The sequence below is a fragment of the Streptomyces flaveolus genome (assembly GCF_000716535.1).
Taxonomy (GTDB): domain Bacteria; phylum Actinomycetota; class Actinomycetes; order Streptomycetales; family Streptomycetaceae; genus Streptomyces; species Streptomyces flaveolus_A.
The window spans coordinates 165,994-183,027 of record NZ_JNWV01000013.1; the positions used below are offsets into that span (position 1 = coordinate 165,994).

The 17,034-nt window shown below is 72.3% G+C and carries 14 protein-coding genes; 12 read left to right on the plus strand and 2 right to left on the minus strand.

The features are described 5' to 3' along the window. Positions 1-9: 9 nt before the first annotated feature. From OO52_RS15980 to OO52_RS16035, 12 genes are all read left to right on the plus strand, one after another. Positions 10-1,155: an acyl-CoA dehydrogenase family protein gene (locus OO52_RS15980; RefSeq protein ID WP_030644591.1), complete on the plus strand. Its 1,146-nt coding sequence runs from the start codon at positions 10-12 to the stop codon at positions 1,153-1,155. After that, the gene (locus OO52_RS15985) at positions 1,152-2,771 is read left to right on the plus strand and encodes an amino acid adenylation domain-containing protein (RefSeq protein ID WP_030644593.1); all 1,620 of its coding nucleotides are present in this window, start codon (positions 1,152-1,154) and stop codon (positions 2,769-2,771) included. The genes OO52_RS15980 and OO52_RS15985 overlap by 4 nt, the downstream gene beginning before the upstream one ends. Beyond that, positions 2,752-4,035, plus strand: coding sequence for a serine hydrolase domain-containing protein (locus tag OO52_RS15990; RefSeq protein WP_030644595.1), 1,284 nt, complete (start codon positions 2,752-2,754; stop codon positions 4,033-4,035). Before OO52_RS15985 ends, OO52_RS15990 begins: the two co-directional genes overlap by 20 nt. Continuing rightward, the gene (locus tag OO52_RS15995; RefSeq protein ID WP_030644598.1) at positions 4,032-5,093 is read left to right on the plus strand and encodes a serine hydrolase domain-containing protein; all 1,062 of its coding nucleotides are present in this window, start codon (positions 4,032-4,034) and stop codon (positions 5,091-5,093) included. Before OO52_RS15990 ends, OO52_RS15995 begins: the two co-directional genes overlap by 4 nt. Continuing rightward, positions 5,090-7,447 (plus strand): lantibiotic dehydratase, encoded by a 2,358-nt coding sequence (locus OO52_RS16000; RefSeq protein ID WP_030644600.1) that lies wholly within the window; start codon positions 5,090-5,092, stop codon positions 7,445-7,447. Before OO52_RS15995 ends, OO52_RS16000 begins: the two co-directional genes overlap by 4 nt. After that, positions 7,444-8,715: an ATP-grasp domain-containing protein gene (locus OO52_RS16005; protein WP_030644603.1), complete on the plus strand. Its 1,272-nt coding sequence runs from the start codon at positions 7,444-7,446 to the stop codon at positions 8,713-8,715. The genes OO52_RS16000 and OO52_RS16005 overlap by 4 nt, the downstream gene beginning before the upstream one ends. After that, on the plus strand, positions 8,712-9,671 hold the full coding sequence (locus tag OO52_RS16010; protein WP_030644606.1) for an ABC transporter ATP-binding protein: 960 nt from the start codon (positions 8,712-8,714) through the stop codon (positions 9,669-9,671). The genes OO52_RS16005 and OO52_RS16010 overlap by 4 nt, the downstream gene beginning before the upstream one ends. Continuing rightward, positions 9,668-10,450 (plus strand): ABC transporter permease, encoded by a 783-nt coding sequence (locus OO52_RS16015; RefSeq protein ID WP_030644607.1) that lies wholly within the window; start codon positions 9,668-9,670, stop codon positions 10,448-10,450. The genes OO52_RS16010 and OO52_RS16015 overlap by 4 nt, the downstream gene beginning before the upstream one ends. Continuing rightward, positions 10,443-11,222 carry a hypothetical protein gene (locus tag OO52_RS16020; protein WP_234337865.1) on the plus strand — a complete coding sequence of 260 codons (780 nt, stop codon included), beginning with the start codon at positions 10,443-10,445 and terminating at the stop codon, positions 11,220-11,222. The genes OO52_RS16015 and OO52_RS16020 overlap by 8 nt, the downstream gene beginning before the upstream one ends. Before the next feature lie 14 nt (positions 11,223-11,236). Next, positions 11,237-12,688 (plus strand): AMP-binding protein, encoded by a 1,452-nt coding sequence (locus OO52_RS16025; protein ID WP_030644609.1) that lies wholly within the window; start codon positions 11,237-11,239, stop codon positions 12,686-12,688. Between the two features lie 190 nt (positions 12,689-12,878). After that, positions 12,879-14,165 (plus strand): helix-turn-helix domain-containing protein, encoded by a 1,287-nt coding sequence (locus tag OO52_RS16030; RefSeq protein WP_030644610.1) that lies wholly within the window; start codon positions 12,879-12,881, stop codon positions 14,163-14,165. A 457-nt stretch (positions 14,166-14,622) separates the two neighbouring features. Further along, positions 14,623-15,930, plus strand: a complete 1,308-nt coding sequence (locus OO52_RS16035) for a helix-turn-helix domain-containing protein (protein WP_030644611.1) — start codon at positions 14,623-14,625, stop codon at positions 15,928-15,930. Between the two features lie 28 nt (positions 15,931-15,958). Here the strand turns inward: OO52_RS16035 and OO52_RS16040 are convergent, their stop codons facing one another. Both OO52_RS16040 and OO52_RS16045 read right to left on the minus strand, forming a co-directional pair. Next, a complete protein-coding gene (locus tag OO52_RS16040) occupies positions 15,959-16,732 on the minus strand; it encodes a class I SAM-dependent methyltransferase (RefSeq protein WP_030644612.1) in 774 nt (257 codons plus the stop codon). 90 nt (positions 16,733-16,822) lie between these two features. Then, positions 16,823-17,020 carry an MbtH family protein gene (locus OO52_RS16045; RefSeq protein ID WP_030644613.1) on the minus strand — a complete coding sequence of 66 codons (198 nt, stop codon included), beginning with the start codon at positions 17,018-17,020 and terminating at the stop codon, positions 16,823-16,825. Between the last annotated feature and the right edge of the window lie 14 nt (positions 17,021-17,034).

Consider the following 17,034-nt stretch of genomic DNA (forward strand, 5'->3'; position numbering starts at 1 on the left):
GACGATCCGGTGGACTTCTCATGGTCACCTGAGCAGCAGGCGCGGATCGACGAGGTCGTCCGCTTCGGGTGCGAGCAACTCGCCGACGACGTCGAGCGGCGCGACGCGGAGGGCATCTTCTGGCACGAGGGCTGGCGGCGGTGCGGACGGTTCGGCCTGCTCGGGCTGCCCAGCCCGGCCGAGTACGGCGGTGCCGGCGCCGACCGGCTCACCGTCATGGCCACCCTGGAGGCGCTCGGTTACGCCTGCCGGGACAACGGGCTCCTGTTCGGGATCAACGCCCATCTGTGGGGCTGCGTGCTGCCCGTACGCGAGTTCGGCAGCGACGCGCAGCGGGCGCGCTGGTTGCCGGGGCTCTCGGACGGCTCGCTCATCGGCGCACTGGCCATGACGGAGCCCGGATCCGGGTCCGACGCGTACCGGCTGTCCACCACGGCGGTCGCCAAGGAGGGCGGTTACCTGCTCAACGGCGCCAAAGCCATGGTGACGAACGCTCCGATCGCCGACCTGATCGTGGTCATCGCACGGACCGACCCGGCCGGCGGCATCGGCGGACTGTCCGCGTTCCTGGTCGACCGGCACACCGCCGGCCTCCAGGTGAGCGAACCGGTGGCGAAGATGGGCCTGCGCACCGTGCCGATGGGAGAGCTCACCCTCACCGACTGCTGGGTGCCGGCCGACGCCCTGCTCGGGCACCTCGGTGCCGGCATGGCCGTGTTCAACCTGGCCATGGACTGGGAGCGGGCCTGCATCATGGCCAGTGCCGTCGGTGTCATGCGCCACCTGCTGGAGCGCAGCACCGCGTATGCCAGGGAACACGAGCGTTTCGGGCAGCCGATCGGTCAGTTCCAGGCGGTGGCGCACCGCCTGGTCGACATGAAGCTGCGGCTGGAGACCTCGCGCCTGCTGCTGTACCAACTGGGCTGGCTGCGGGACAGCGGCCGGCAGTCGCCCGGCGAGCCCGCCCTGGTCAAACTGCACCTGAGCGAATCCCTGGTGCAGTCGAGCCTGGACGCCTTGCAGATCCACGGCGGCAACGGCTACCTGGCCGACTCGGGCCTGGAGCGACAGGTGCGGGACGCGCTGGCCGGCCGGTTCTACTCCGGGACGTCGGACGTCCAGCGGAACATCGTGGCAAGGAGCCTCGGGCTGTGAGCGGTCTGCTGCACGAACTGCTGGCGGACGCCGCCGCACACGACCCCGACGCCGTCGCGGTGGTGGACGGCGACCGCGGCATCAGCTACGGCGAACTCGACGCCGGCGCGAACCGGGTGGCCCGGAGCCTGGCCCGCGAGGGCATCGGCCCCGGCCAGCGGGTCGGCCTCTACCTGGAGAAGTCCATCGAGGCGCTCACCGGCCTCTACGGGATCCTCAAGGCGGGCGCGGCCTACGTGCCCGTGGACCCCGACGCACCGCTCGCCAGGGTGGGCGCCATCCTCGCCGACTGCGGCGTGCGCACCCTCGTCACGTCGGGGCGGCTGCGCGACCGGTGGTCCGGCCTCCCGGCGGTCGGCGTCTCACCGGCGCTGGTGCTGGTCCTGGACGAGGAACGCCCCCACAGCCCGCCCGGAGTCAGGGCGGTCGGCGCCGAGGCGATACGGGAGCTTCCGGCACGAGCGCCGGAAACTCCCGTGGCCGAGAGCGACCTCGCCTATGTCCTCTACACCTCCGGCTCGACCGGTACGCCCAAGGGAGTGATGCTCTCGCACGGCAACGGCCGCGCCTTCGTGGACTGGGCGGCCCGGACCTTCCGGCTGGACATGACCGACCGGCTCTCCAGCCTGGCCCCGCTGCACTTCGACCTGTCCGTCCTGGACGTGTTCGCCGCGGCCAGGGCCGGCGCCGCCGTCGTTCTGGTACCGCGCCGTCTGGCCGCGTTCCCCCCGCTGCTGACGCGGCTGGTGGCCGAGCAGGGCATCACCGTGTGGTACTCGGTCCCGTCCCTGCTGGTCATGCTGGCCGCGCGTGGTGGTCTGTCGCCGGGTGACCTGCCGCAGCTGCGGACCGTGCTGTTCGCCGGCGAGGTGTTCCCGGCCAGACACCTGCGCCGTCTGATGGGGTTGCTGCCGCACGCCCGCTTCGCCAACCTGTACGGCCCGACCGAGACCAACGTGTGCACCTGGCAGGAGGTGACGGATCCGCCCCTCGACGACGAGGACATCCCCATCGGCCGGCCGGTCGACGGCACCGAAGTCCTCGTGCTCGGCGACGACGGCCGGCCCGCCGGCCCCGGAGAGGTCGGCGAGCTGCTGGTGCTCGGCCCCACCGTGATGCAGGGCTACTGGGGTGACCCCGAACGCACCGCCCACGCCCTGGTCACGCCGCCGCCCGGGACGAGACACCCGGGCCCGGCCTACCGGACCGGCGACCTGGTCGTCCGAGGCGCCGACGGGGTCCTCGCGTTCCTGGGGCGGCGTGACAGCCAGGTCAAGAGCCGCGGCTACCGCATCGAGCTGCGCGAGGTCGAACGGCACCTTGAGGAGCATCCCGGTGTCGACGAGTGCGCGGTGGTGGCGGTGCCGGACGAGGTGGCCGGCTGCCTGCTCGTCGCGTTCGTGGTCAGCCGGACCGCCGCCACCCGGCAGCAGCTCGGCTCCTTCTGCGCGTCGCGGCTGCCCGCCTACATGTTGCCCGCCCACATCGAGCTCGTCCCGGCGCTGCCCCGCACCTCGACGGACAAGGTCGACCGGCAGGCCCTGACCGAGCGCTGGACGCGCCGGGACCAGAGGCCATCACGACAGGAGGTGAGCCATGAAACAGCCGGAAGGTGAACTGGCCCGGGCGCTCTTCGAAGCGATCGGTCCGCAGCGCCATCTCGGTGTCCAGCTCTACGTCTCGGTCCGCGGACGGCCGGTCTTCGACCTGGCGGCGGGCCGGCGCGACGACGGAACCGCGCTGGACCCCGACGATCTGCTCGTCTGGTTCAGCGCGGGCAAGCCCCTGGTCGCGGCGGCCGTCTGCCAGCTGTGGCACGACGGACTGATCGACCTGGACGAGCCGGTGGCGACCTATCTGCCCGCCTTCGCGGCGGGCGGCAAGGCGGCGATCACCACCCGCCACCTGCTCACCCACTCCGGCGGGCGGATGTCGGCCCCGGGGCCGCCGGGCAGCGGCATCGCCGATCCGTTCGCGGTGGACTACGAGCCGGCGATCGGCCTGGCCCTGGCCGCCGAACTGCATCCGGAGGACCGGCCGGGCGAACAGCCGTCGTACTCCGCCTCCGTCCTCACCTGGCTGGTGCTCTCCCAACTCGTGCGCCACCACACCGGCGCCCGGTTCGACGACGTCGTCGCCGAACGCATCGGCCGACCGCTCGGGATGGAGACGCACTACGGCTTCACCGAGTCCGAACTGAGCGAGCTCGGCAACCGCGTCTGCACCTTCGTCGCACCGCGCACCGGCCTGTATCTGAACGACGCCGACGCGCGGGAGGGCGCCGCGATCCGCGAGGTCATGGCCGGCGGCACCTTCCACCGCACCGTCGACCCGGGCGCCGGACTGTGGGCCAGCGCGCGTTCGCTGGGCCGCTTCTACGAGCTGCTCTGCGCCCGCGCGGTCGGCGGCTCGTGGGCACCGGCCGACGGCGTCCTGGACGAGCGGACGGTGGCGGAGATGGTCAAGCCGCAGCGCCCCAGCTTCTTCGAGGAGGCGCCGCTGATCGACTTCGGTCTCGGCCTCACCCTGGAAACACGGCGCCTCGGCCCGCAGTACGCGTATTTCGGCAGTTCTTGCTCGTTCGCCACCTTCGGGCACCAGGGGCACGGGGCGCCGATGGCGTTCGCCGACCCGCGGCACGACCTGGTCGTTTCCTTCAACGGCAACGGCCTGCCGGGCCGGGTGCTCGGCAAACGTATCTGGCAACGGATCTCCGACGCCGTCTACGAGGAGCTGGGCCTGACCCTGCCGGACGAGCCCGCCCGCGCCGGCGGCCCCCGGCCGGTCCCCCGGCGCCGGCTGGACCTGCGTCCCCCGTCCGCACGGGCGGAACGCGGCGACGCGCCGACCGGCGCGGCCACCCCCAGGAGGTTCGAGTGACGACGACGGTGACCGACGCTTTGCGGACCCGGGTGCGGGACCGGCTGACCGCCGCGGTGAACCCGCGCGGCCGTCTCGGGGTCCAGTTCTACGTGTCCCGGCACGGTGAGCCGCTGTGCGACGTGGCGGTCGGCGAGTTCCGGCCCGGTGAGACGCTCACCACCGCGCACCGGCTGCGCTGGATGTGCGTGAGCAAACCGGTGCTCGTGTTCGTGCTCGCCCGGCTCCACGACCGGGGCGAACTGAGCACGGACACACGTGTCGCCGACGTCATACCCGAGTTCGCCGCCGGCGGCAAGCAGGAGGTGACGGTCGAGCACCTGCTCACCCACACCGCTGTCTTCGCACAACGCGATTTCAAGGCATGGCGGATGAGCAGGGACGCCGCTGTGGAGTTCGTCTGCGGCTGGACGCTGGAGGACCCGGCGGGCACCCGGGCCTGGTACAGCGGCGTGGCCGCCTGGCTGGTCCTGTCGGAGGTCGTCCGCCGGGTCAGTGGCCGGGACTACTTCGACCTGGCCCGGGAGTGGGTGCTGGATCCGCTGGGCATGGCCACCACCACGGACTTCGGCGGCGCCGGCGAGGCCAGGCCGTCCGGAGCGCTCTTCCAGCGCCCCGAGAACGGCCCGCTGATGCGCATCCCCGAACCGCCCCAGGCCACCCCGTGGCCCGGCACCGAGATCTGGGGACCCGCGCGTGAGCTGGCGCGCCTCTTCGAATGCGCGGTCTCGGGCGGCGTGGCGGACGGCCGACGGCTGTTCTCACCGGCCGCCTTCGAGCACTTCTTCACCCCGTGCCGGACCGGACTGCGCGACGGCTACTTCAGCGACCTGGAACTGGACTGGAGCCGGGGACTGTGCGCCGATCCCGTCCTGTTCGGCGCGCCCGTCGGCGCCCGGGTCGTCGGGCACACCGGATACGTCACCGCGCTGGCCCTCGGCGACCTGGACACCGGCCTGGTGATCTCCTACCTGTCGAACACGGCGGTACGCGAACCGCTGCTGCACACGCTGGAGAACGAACTGGTACGAGACGTCTACCAGGCGGTGGGGCGATGAGCGCGACGCCCGTAGCGGCCGCGGCGGACACCGCCATCCCGGTTCAGGGCAGCGAGTGGACCCTGTGGCCCCACGTCATGGTGCGCAGTGCCGGCTTCCCGGTCGACGCGGTGGACCTGCTGGCCGACACCACCGTGGCGACGGCCGCCGACCGCGTCGCTCCCGGCCTGCACGGCGATCCGGAGTCCGACCCGGCGTTCCGGCAGGCCTGGGGGGACCACCTGCGGCGGCGCCGGACCGCCCTGGCCGACGTGCTCGACGACCCGTGGTTCCAGCTGGCGGTGTCCTGGCAGAACCGGCACGTGTTCGACCTGGGACTCGCCCCGCTGCGTCGGAAGATCGATCAGGAGGGGGCCCGTAACAGCAAATGGCGGCAGCGGGAGCGGGCGCTCACGCGCTACTGGCAGCGCTACTGCACGAAGAACGAGTCGATCGGCTTCTTCGGCCCCACCGGCTGGGCGCGGCTCCGGCTCGATGGCCCCGCCCTCGACGTGACCCCCGGCCCCGGCCTGGTCGACCGCGCCGAGGTCTTCTTCGAGAGCTGGGTCGTCGACCTGCTCGGCCGGGAGCTGGAACAGGAGGCCGACCTGCGCCCGTGGCTGGCACCCCGGCGCGCTCCGCACGTCGCGCTGGCCGCAGACCACGTGGTGCTGCCCGGCGGACGGGGACGTCACCGGGTGGACCCGCTCTCCATGGCCGCGCTGGCCGACGCGGACGGGCGTACTCCGGCGGCGGAACTGATCGCCCGCCTGGCCGCGCGCTTCGACGTCGGAGCCGACACGGTCGACGCCGCGCTCCGGGAACTCCAGCGGCGCCGCTGGCTGATCTGGAGGCTCGACCTGTCCGCGTCCGTCCGGCCCGAGGCGGAACTGGCGGCCCTGCTGGAGCGCGCCGACCCGGACAAGCGATGGAAGACCACCGTGGTCCTCGACGGGTTGCGGGCCGCCCAGGAGGAGCTGCGCGCCGCCTGGGCCGACGGCGCCCGCGTGCGCGCCGCCATGGCCGCGCTGGACGAGACGTTCACCGTCGCCACCGGCCACCTGGCCGTCCGCAACGAGGGGCAGGCGTACGGCGGGCGCACCCCCACCTACCTGGAGTGCGGCCGGGACGTGGCGGTGGACCTGGGCGGGGAGCTGGTGGCCGCGCTGGCCCCACTCGGCCCGGTCCTGCGCAGTGTCCGGTGGCTGCTGGCGCACATCCGCCAGGGCCTGCTCGCCCCGGTCCACGAGGCCTACCGGAAGCTGGCCGCCACCTGCGGCACACCGAGCGCGACGGAGCTCTGGACGGCCTGCATGCCGTGGCTCACGAGCCGCCTCGACGCGCTGGTCGGGGAGGCGGTCGCCGAACTTCACCGGCGCTGGGCCGACCTGCTCGACGTACCGCCGGACGCGACCTGCGTGACCTACCGCCTCGCGGACATCGAAGCCGGCGCCCGCGAGCGTTTCCCCGGCAGCGAGGCGGGGTGGACGCAGGCGCGCTGGTGCAGCCCCGATGTCATGATCGCCGCCGCCGACCAGTCCGCCGTCCGCCGCGGCGACTTCCAGCTCGTGCTCGGCGAGGTGCATCCCGCGGTCAACAGCCTGGACTTCGCGTGGGCCCATGCCACCCGGTCCCGGCGCGACGAGCTCATCGCCTGCCTCGACGGGGACCACCCGGCCGGCCGGCTGCTGGTCGCGCTGCCCCGTGAGGCACGGCCGAGACTGACCGCGCGCTCCCACCCGGTCCTCGTCCGGGAGACCGACGACGTGCTGGTGCTCATGCCCAACATCCCGTTGCCCCGGCGCGGGCGCGTCCATCTGGGCGCCGATGTGCCGGTGGTCGCCGACGGCGACGGGTTGTACCTGTCGGTCGCGGGCAGGCGGTTCGACGCGCTCGACCTGTTCACCGGCCCGCTGCGCGCCGCGGTGATGCAGGCCTTCGACATGTTCCCGTCGGACCGGCCGACGCCCCGGGTGACCATCGACCGGATGGTCGTCGCGCGGCGGCGCTGGACGTTCGCCCCGGACACGCTGTCGTTCGCGGACGTAGCGGGCGAAGCCGGCCGGTACGTCTCGGTCCGCGCATGGCGACGCGACAACGGCCTGCCCCGGCACGTCTTCGTCAAGTCGCCGCTCGAAGTGAAGCCGTTCTACGTCGACTTCGACAGTCCGCCCTGTGTGGAGCTGCTCGTGCAGACCGTGTCCGCGGCGCGCCGGGACGGGACCGGCGGGCACCTCGTCCTCTCCGAGATGCTTCCCGGGCCGGACGAGACCTGGCTCCGGGATGCGGCCGGCCGCCGCTACACGGCGGAGCTGCGCCTCGTCGCCCACGACACGCTCGCCACCATCCCCGACGACGGGAGCCCCGAGACATGACCGGCAACGTCGTCGTCATCGTCGACCCCTACTCGTCCGGAGTCGCACTGGCCGGACCGCTGCGCCGGGCCGGGGCCGTCACCCTCGCGGTGACCTCGGTACCCGAACCGGCGCCGTACTTCCACGCGGCCTTCCGGCCGGACGACTTCGCCGCGACCTACTCCGAGCGCGTCGGAGTACCGGCCCTCGTGGACGCGCTGTCCGCATGGCGGCCGACGGCCGTCGTGGCCGGATCGGAGAGCGGGGTCGAACTGGCCGACACCCTCGCACGTGCACTCACCCCGGACCGGGCCAACGCGGCCGGCCTCGACGGGGCACGGCGGCACAAGGGCGCGATGATGCGGGCCTTCGCGGCGGCCGGGCTCCCCACCATCAGGTCGGTCACCGCCGGCGACGCCGGCACGATCCGCCGCTGGATCGCCGATCAGGGCCTTGAGGGGCAGGATCTGGTGATGAAGCCGGTGCTGGCCGCCGGCAGCGAGGGCCTGACCCTGCTGCCCGGGGGCGCCGGTCTGGACGAGGCGCTGGCCACGTCGCTGGCGTTCACCAGCGCGCTCGGCGTCCGGACGCGAGAGGTGATCGTCCAGGAACGCCTCCGCGGTCCCGAGTACGCGGTGGACACCTTCACCGCCGACGGGCGGCACACCGTCACCAACGTCTGCCGCTACCACAAGGTGCCGAACGGCGCCCATTTCGCGGTCTACGAGAGCATGGACTTCCTGCCGTTCGACGCGCCGGACAACGCGGAGCTGATCGCCCACGTCCACGCCGGACTGGACGCCCTCGGGGTGCGGTTCGGCTTTGCGCACACCGAGATCATGGCCACCGCGGACGGCCCGCGCATCATCGAGACCGGCGTCCGGTTGCCCGGCGGCGGGCTGCCGCGCGCCTGTGCGCTGGCCAACGGCGAGAGCGGCATCGACCGGCTGGTCTCGTACCTGTCCGGCGACGCGCCGATCCGGGCCGACTACGAACTGCGCCGGGCCGTACGGGCCGTCTACTTCATCGCGTCCCGTGCGGGCACGGTGTCCAACACCGACGCCTACCGGCGGATCGGCGCCCTGCCCAGCTGCCGCTACCTCAAGGTCGGCGTGTCCGACGGTGATCACGTCGAGCAGACGTCGCACCTGCTGTCGACGCTGACCCTCGGCTGGGCCCTGCTGGCCCACCGCGACGCCGGCCAGATCGAACGGGACCACCGGACGCTGCGCCGGTACGAGAGCGAGGTGCTGGTGGACTCCACCGCGAACCGGGGTGAATGGACATGACTCAAGCCGCCATCGAAGTGGACGGTGTGGGCCGTACGTTCGGCGAGGGCCGACACCTGCTCACCGCCCTGTCCGACGTCTCCTTCCGCTGTGACTTCGGCGAGACGGTGGCGCTGCTCGGCAGCAACGGCGCGGGGAAGACCACACTGATCAAGATCCTCGCCACCCTCCTGCTGCCGTCTGGCGGACACGCCCGCGTGGCCGGCCACGACGTCACCCGGGAACCGGAGCGTGCCCGCGCCGCCACCAGCGTGGTGTTCGGCGGAGACCGGGGGCTGTACGCGCGGCTGACCGGACGTGACAACCTCCGCTTCTTCGGCATGCTCGCGGGGCTGCGCCGCCGCGACATCCGGAGCCGGGCGGACAGCGTGCTGGAGCAGGTGAACCTGACCGCCGCCGCGGACCGGCGGGTGGAGACGTATTCCAAGGGCATGCGGCAACGACTGCACCTGGCGATCGGCCTCATGGTCCGGCCCCGGGTTCTGCTGCTCGACGAGCCCACCGTCGGGCTGGACCCGCTGGAGGCCCAACGCCTGCGCGAGGGCATCACGGCGCTTCGCGACGAGGGCGTGGGCATCCTGCTGACCAGCCACTACCTGCTGGACGTGGAGCGGCTGGCGGACCGGGTGCTGTTGTTGTCGGGCGGCCGGATCGTGGAGGACCTCACCCCCGCTGAGCTGGTGACGAAGTCGGGGCACGCCGCGACCGTCACGGTCCGCGGGCACGGCCGTCTGCCGGCGGTCGACGACTTGCGGTTGCCCGCCTCCGTGGTCGGCACCGAGTTGCGGGGCGACGGGGCGTCCTGGGAACTCGACCTGCGCCTGCGTGCCTGGAGCGCCGAGCTGTTCGGTCAACTCGGCGTCGTCTTCTCGGAATCAAGCGTGGACGACGTGCTGGTCCGCGAGACCCGACTGGAAGAGGCGTTCACCGCCCTGGCCGCGCGGCTGCAAGCATGAACGGGCTGCTCGGTTCGCTCGAAGTGGTCGTCGCCAGTGCTCGCCACCAGATGGCCGTGTTCGTGGCCTCGTGGCGGTGGTCCGTCCTGCTCGGCATCATCCAGCCCGCGGTGCTGCTGTCGGTCACCATAGGGCGCACCCACCGGACCGCCGAGGCCGAGGCGACCAGCGCGGTCGTCGGCATACTCCTGGTCGGATTCTGGTCGTTCACCGTGTGGGCCAGTGCGGGCATCCTCCAGCGCGACCGCGCCGACGGCACGCTGGCGGCCTGCCTGACCGGAGCCCGTGACTTCCGCCTGGTGCTGATCGGCCGCTCGCTCGGTGCCAGCCTCGTCTCCGGGCTGTTGATCATCGTGACCCTCTCCGGCGGGCTGGTCGTCCTGCGGCAGCCGATAGCCGTCGCCAGCCCGCTGTGGACGCTGGCCGGGCTGGCCGCGCTGTTCGTCTCCGGGCTCGTCATGGGGGCCGCGCTGGCCTGCGTGTACCTGCTGAGCCGGTCCGGCCCCCAGATCTCCAGTGCCCTGATGTATCCGGTCTTCCTGCTCAGCGGGCTGCTCACCCCCCTGACGTGGCTGCCCGTCCCACTGCGTCCGCTGTCGGGGCTGATCAGCCTGCACTGGGCGAGGGAATTCCTGGTCGGCGCGAGCTCCGGGGCGCCTCGCCCCGGGGCGCTCGCCATGGTCCTCGTCCTGACCGCCGGATACGCGATCGCCGGCGGCTACGCCTACCGGCGCGTCGGAGACCGGGTACGAGCGAAGGGAACCCTCGACCTTGTCTAGCGAACGGGTTTGGGCGTACGCCGAGACGGCCCGAGTCGGCCTGCGGGACCACCTGGCGGCCAATCCATGGCGCCTGAGCGTCCTCACCAGCTGGCCGCGGGGAGTGCTGCAATGCCTGCTGTACACGCTCCTCGGTGCCGTGGGCACCCGGGGCGGCGAGTCGTTCGCGTTCGTGGGTGCCGTGGCGCTGGCGGTCGCCCCGCCGGCCTCGGTGGGCGTGGCCACCGTCCTGCTGACGGACAGGACGATGGGGACGTACACCCGGCTGCGGCTCGGACGGCTGCCGACCGTCGTCGTCCTGGGACTGCGTTCCCTGCCGTGGCTGGCCGAGGCGATGATCACCATGGTGCTCAGCGCCGTGTGCGTGGGCGCGCTCATCGGGCAGTTGCCGCTGGGCGTACGACTGCTGGCGCTGTGGCCGGTGTTCCTGCTGATGGTGACGACCAGCATGGCCGCCGCTCTCGCCCTCACCATCCTGGGCGTCGGCCATGACCTGGAGATCATGCTGGGGAACTCCCTCGTCTACCTGATCATCGCCGCCGGCGGCATCGTGGGGTCGGCTGCCCGCGTGCCGTGGCTCGACGACCTCGGCGTGGTACTGCCCGTCCGTAACGGCCTGCTGGCCCTGCGCGCCCTCCTCGCCGGCCGGCCCTGGCAGGGACACCTGCTGGCCGAGATAGCGGTCGGGGCCGCCTGGGCGGTGGCGGCCTGGCTGGCTCACCGCTGGCACGAGAAGCGCGCCCGGCACGACGGCCGCAACGCTTTCGACTGATGAGGAGAACACCGATGCCGCACCCCTGCCCCATCGTGAGCCGCGTGGCGGCCGTCGCCGCCGCGTACCCGACCCGGTGCGCCGTCGTGGACGAGAACGGCGACCGCGTCTCCTACGACGGGTTGTGGGAACGGGTCCGGTGGTGGACCGAGCGCCTGGCCGCTCTCGGGCTGCCCCCGCACACCACGATCGCCGTGCTCACCGACGGTGCGGGAGAGACCCCGGCCGTATTTCTCGCGGCGCGCTCCGCCGGCCTGGTCCCGGTGCTGGTCGACAGCCTGCTGCCGCAGAGCCGGGTCGCGGACGTCCTAGCGGCCGCACGCCCCGGCGCGCTCGTCGACGTGGCGCGCCGGGACATCGCACCGGGGGTGCCGGCACCGCGGGTGCTGCCGGCGGAGGCGGGATACGTCGTGTTCTCGTCGGGCAGTCAGGGCACGCCGAAGGGCATCGTCGGACAGGCGGCCGGTCTCGTGCACTTCGTCGACTGGGAAAGCCGGGAACTGGCCGTCACTCCGGGCACCCGCGTCGCCATGCTGACCTCTCCCGCGTTCGACGTCGTCTTCCGCGACATGCTGCTGCCGCTGTGCACCGGCGGTGAACTGCATGCGTCGGGTCCCGCGCCCCGCTCCGCCCCCCAACGGGTGCTGCCGTTCCTGGCCGAGCGCGGTGTGGACGTCGTGCACGCCGTACCGAGTCTGGCCGCCCGCTGGGCCGAGGCCGCCGACGGGGTGGCGAGCACCACCCTGCGCTGGACGCTGTTCGCCGGCGAGCCGCTCCACGACGTACACGTGCACCGCTGGCGCCGGGTGGCGCCGCGCACCGCGGTGATGAACCTCTACGGGCCCTCGGAGATGACGCTGGCGAAGTTCGCGTTCCGGGTCCCCGATCCCCCCACGCCAGGATTGCAGCCGGTGGGCACCGCCCTGCCCGGAACGGTCGTGCGGTTGCGCCCCGAGGGCCCCGACGGCTCGGACGGCGGGCACGTGACCGGTGTGGACATCGAGTCGCCGTTCGGTTCCCTGGGCTATCTGCCGGACGCGTCCAGCGCGCAGGACCGGGCCCGGCTCCGGCGCGAGGGCGGGCGCACCGTCTTCCGGACCCAGGACCGTGGCCACCTCGATGCCGCCGGGAACCTGGTGATCGCGGGACGGCTCGACTCGCTGGTCAAGCGGCGCGGGGTGTTCGTCGACACCGCGCGCGTGGAGGCAGCCGCCGTCGAACACGGAGGGGTGCGGGCGGCGTGCTGCACCCAGGCCGGGCCGGCTGACGATCCGCGCGTCGTCGTCGCGGTGGAGAGCGAGGAGGGCCGGGAGACCGGCGGACTGCTGCGGGTGCTGCGCAAGGTCCTGGGCGCGGAAGCCCCCGATGCCGCGTTCGTCGTGACCAGACTTCCGCTGCTGCCCACCGGGAAGGTCGACCGTCGCGCGGTGCGCGAGTTGTATGAGAGCCGGCTCGTGCGGAGATAAGCGGCGAGGAGAGGTGACCGAAAGACGGCCATGGTGATCGTACCGAACCCGTCAGTGCCATTATGGTGCCGTATTGCATCGCACTGAGTCGCGGGGCGCGGGACGACCGCACGGGGGATCAATTGAAGAACCGTAAAGGTGCTCTGATTTTATCGGCCGGTCCGGGGAGGCTTTCCAGTGAGGTGTCGCGGTGACACCGAACGAAGGTCTGGGAGCGCATATCCGGCGACTGCGCAGAGCGGCCGGTCTCTCGCAAGAGGCGCTGGCGCGACCCAATCTCTCCCCCAGTTACATCTCCCTTCTGGAAGCCGGCAAGCGCCTTCCCTCGCAAGAGGTTCTCGCACAGCTCGCCGAGCGGCTCGGCTGTGCTCCCCGTGACCTCACCGGCGTGATCGCCGAGCCGGACTCGGTGAGCCTGGAGATCGAGCTCTACTCCGCACAGCTCGCCCTGCGCAGCGGTGACTGCGGGACGGCGCTGGACGCCTTCACCGATCTGCGGGCCAAGCTCCCGGCCGACGAGGAGCGGATGGACCTGGGTTTCGCGACCGAACTCGGCATCGCCCAGTGCCTGGAGCAGCTCGGGCAACTGGAGCAGGCCGTCCGGAGCTTGGAGGCGCTGCTGGAGCGGTCCGTGGCGCAGGGGCGCGGGGTGCTGGACCGGCTCGGCGTGGCCATGCGGCTGTGCCGGTGCTACCGCGCACTGGGGGAGCTCTCCCGCGCCGTCGACGTCGCCGAGCGGGCCCTGGCCGACGCGGACGCGGCCGGCCTGCCGCCCACGGTCGCCCAGCTGGAGCTTCTCTCCGCGCTGATCGGCGTGTACTGCGAGCGCGGTGACCTGCACCGGGCGAACTTCCTCGCCGACGAGGCGATGAGCCGCGCCAAGGTCATGGACGACCGCACGGAGCTCGGCGGCGCCTACTGGAACGCGGGCACCGCCCTGCACCGGCACGGACGGTCGGGTGAGGCTCTGGAACTGGTCAAGAAGGCCGTCGCCCTCTACGCCGAGGGTGATGACGCACGGGCCCTGGCGCGGGTGCGCAACGCACAGGCCATGGTGCTCCTGCACGCGGACGACCCCAGCCCCGAGACGGCCAGGGCGCTTCTTGAGCAGAGCGCGGCCACCCTGCGGACGCTGGGCGGCGGCCTCGACGTGGTGGATGCCGAGACCGCCCTGGGGCGTGCCGAGGTGATGCTCGGCCGCCCCGAGCAGGCGATCCGGCATGCCGAGGCCGCTCTCGGCCTGCTGGGACCCGGGCACCCGCTGGCGAGAGCCCGAGTCCATCTCGTACTCGCCGCCGCCTACCTCCTCCAGGACGATCACGAAGCCGCGCAAGCCGCCTACGGGCGCGGCGCGTTGCTGCTGGAGGCCGCCGAGGCCGGGCGGCAGGCCGCTTTCGCCTGGGCGGAGCTGGGCGAGATCCTGGAGAAGAGCGGAGAGAGCGAACGGGCCGTATGGGCCTACCGCAGGGCATACTGACCCCGGCGGAAAGCGGAACAGTTCCTTCCAAGCGCTCCACCACAAGCGCCCCATCCGCTCCGTATGGGGCGCTTTCCGCTGTCCGCCCGCACACGCGGTGATGACTTTATTGACTGACTATATTGACAGAACTTAACTGCCCTTCTATGGTGATGCTCGGTAATGTGCCGATGCCCGTGTGTGCAGAGCATCGCCGCTGGTTCCGTGAAGCCCCGCAAGAGGTGATGGCATGGAGCCGGAGACGTGTCGTGCGGTGGCGGAGTGCCTGGACCGCGCCGAGCGGGCCCGGACGGTCGAGCACCCGCTCGGTTTCCGTCAGACATGGGTGAGACGAGAGGCTGAGCACGCTCGGCCCCCCGGGTCCACTGGTCGGCGACTGCGAGCCGGGACGCCGGCGGCACCCGGTGTGCTCCACCGGGTCGACGAGGGACTTCGGAACAACCCGACCGGAGTGGTCATGAACGACATGCGAACGCAGCGGGACCTCGGAGTCCTGCTGAGGAATCACCGACGGCGAGCGGGACTGACCCAGCGGCACCTGGCCGATCTCACCACCGTGAGCGTGCGCGCCATACGCAATCTGGAACAGGGCAAGGTGCTCTCCCCCCGGCTGGACACGGTCCGGCTGCTGGCGGACGGGCTACGGCTCGGTGCCACACAGCGCGACGCGCTCCTGGACGCGGCACGGCGGCGTCCGGGAGTGGAGGGCTCCGACCTCGCGGACGCCGCCGACGCCTTGACGCCGTGGGTCGTCCGGGGCCCGTTGATCGGCCGCGACTCCGAACTGGGCACGCTCACGGAGCTGCTGAGGCAACCGGAGCGCCGGCTGGTCAGCGTGGTCGGCATCGGCGGAGTCGGCAAGACCCATCTGGCGGCCGAGGCCGTGCGCCGCGTCGCCTCCGACGGCAAGCCGGTCGTCTGGCGCACCCGCGGCCAAGGGCTGCCCGCCCAGGAGCTCCACCACCGGCCCGCGGGGGACGAGTGGGTCCTGGTGCTGGACGACGCCGAACTGTCAGGCGCCGACGTCCCCCGGCTGATCGCCATGATGCGGGCACACCCCCGCCTGCGGGTGCTCCTCACGGTGCCCGGCCCGTGCGGCATCCCCGGCGAGCAGATGCTGCGGCTGGCGCCCCTGCCGGTACCCGGCCCCGGCGCCGAGAACGACGTGGCGCTGCTGTCCGAAGTGCCGTCGGTGCAACTGCTGTGCGCGCACATTCGAGCCGGTCATCCGCGGTTCCGGCTGGACGCCACCGACGCGGCGGTGGTCGCGGAGCTGTGCCGGCGGCTCGACGGTCTGCCGGGGGCCCTGGAGTTCGCGGGCCGCTGGACGCTCGTACGGTCCCTGGCACACCTGCTGGCCGTGGTGGAACACGATCCGTTCGGCCTCACCGCCCCGCCGATGTCGCAGGCCACGACACGGGACCTCATGGTCCGGCTGCGTCGGACCCTGGGCGGACTGAGCCCGGTGTGCGCCTCCTTCCTCGCCACCATGGCGACGAGCCACCGGAGCTGGTCGATCACGGAAGCGGCGTCCGCGGTCGCGACGACCGCGGCCGAGGCCGAGGCGTTCGTCTTCACCCTGGTGACGTACGGCCTGGTGCGGGCGGAGACCTCCGGCACGGACGAGCCCCGCTTCTCGGTCCTCAACCACGTTCGGCATCTGTACGCCGAGGCGCGCCGCGACCGTCCCCGGTGGGGCGCGACCGTGGTACGCCGCACCGGACCGGAGGCCCGGAGCCGGACGGTGGCGGTCGGCGACGGCTGACCGGCCTCCCCCGCCCGCGGCGGCGGGGTCAGCGCGAGGACGCGCCCACCGGTGCCGTCAGAGCGAGCACGGCACCGTAGTCGGAGCCGTGCCACTCGACGTCGCGGACCGACCAGCCGGTCCCCTCGGTCATCTCCTCGAGCTCCGGCACCGACATGAACAGGTAGTCGAACCAGTCCGTCACCAGAGTCCGGTGACGCAGCCGCAGCCGCATCTGGCCGCTCATCCGGCCCTGCCGGCGGTTCGCGGCCAGGTACTCGCCGTGCAGCGCCCCGTCCAGCCGATAGGGGTCCACACCGGTCCCGACGATCCGGGCGCCCGGACGGGCCAGTCCCGCCAGGGCGCGCAGCAGTTCCGGGCCGCGCGTACGGTTCTCCAGCAGACCGAGGTTCTTGCCCAGCAGGAGGAACGTGTCGAAACGTTCGTCGCCGGGCACGTCGTCGACCGTGCCGAGGATCGTCGTCGTCACCCCGCGACGGGCGCACACGTCGAGCGCCTCGCAGGAGACGTCGAGCCCGACGACCTCGCCGCCGTTCTGCTGGAACGGGACGGCGAACCTGCCGGCTCCGACGCCCACGTCCAGGACCCTCCCGCGGATGCGGCCGTAAGCCCAGCGGTCCAGCGCGGACCAGGTGTCCGGTCCTTCGAAGAACCCGACGGCGTCGAAGGCACTGATGTACCCGTCGTCGCGTTCGCAGATCTCGTGGAACCTGCCCTTCGGAAGTCCCGCCGTGTGGCAGTCGAGCAGTAGTCGTCCCCACGCGTCTGCTGTGCGGGGCGAGAGCAGGGGTGCTGTGGTCATCAGATCAGTCCTTTCCGGGGCGGCTCACGCGGTCGCGGGGGGCGCCGGAGGACCGTGGTCCTCCGGCGCCCTGCTCCGCTCGGGGACGCGCTACGCGACCGCGTTGCGCAGGCTCAGCGGACGCATGTCGGTCCAGGTCCGCTCGATGTAGTCCAGGCACTCCTCCTTCGGGCCGCTGACGCCGACCGCGCGCCAACCCTCCGGAACGCTGCGGTCCGCCCACCAGACCGAGTACTGCTCTTCGTCGTTGACGACCACGAGCCACTGCTGAGAGGTGTGCTGCTGCATGACGTTTCTCCGAT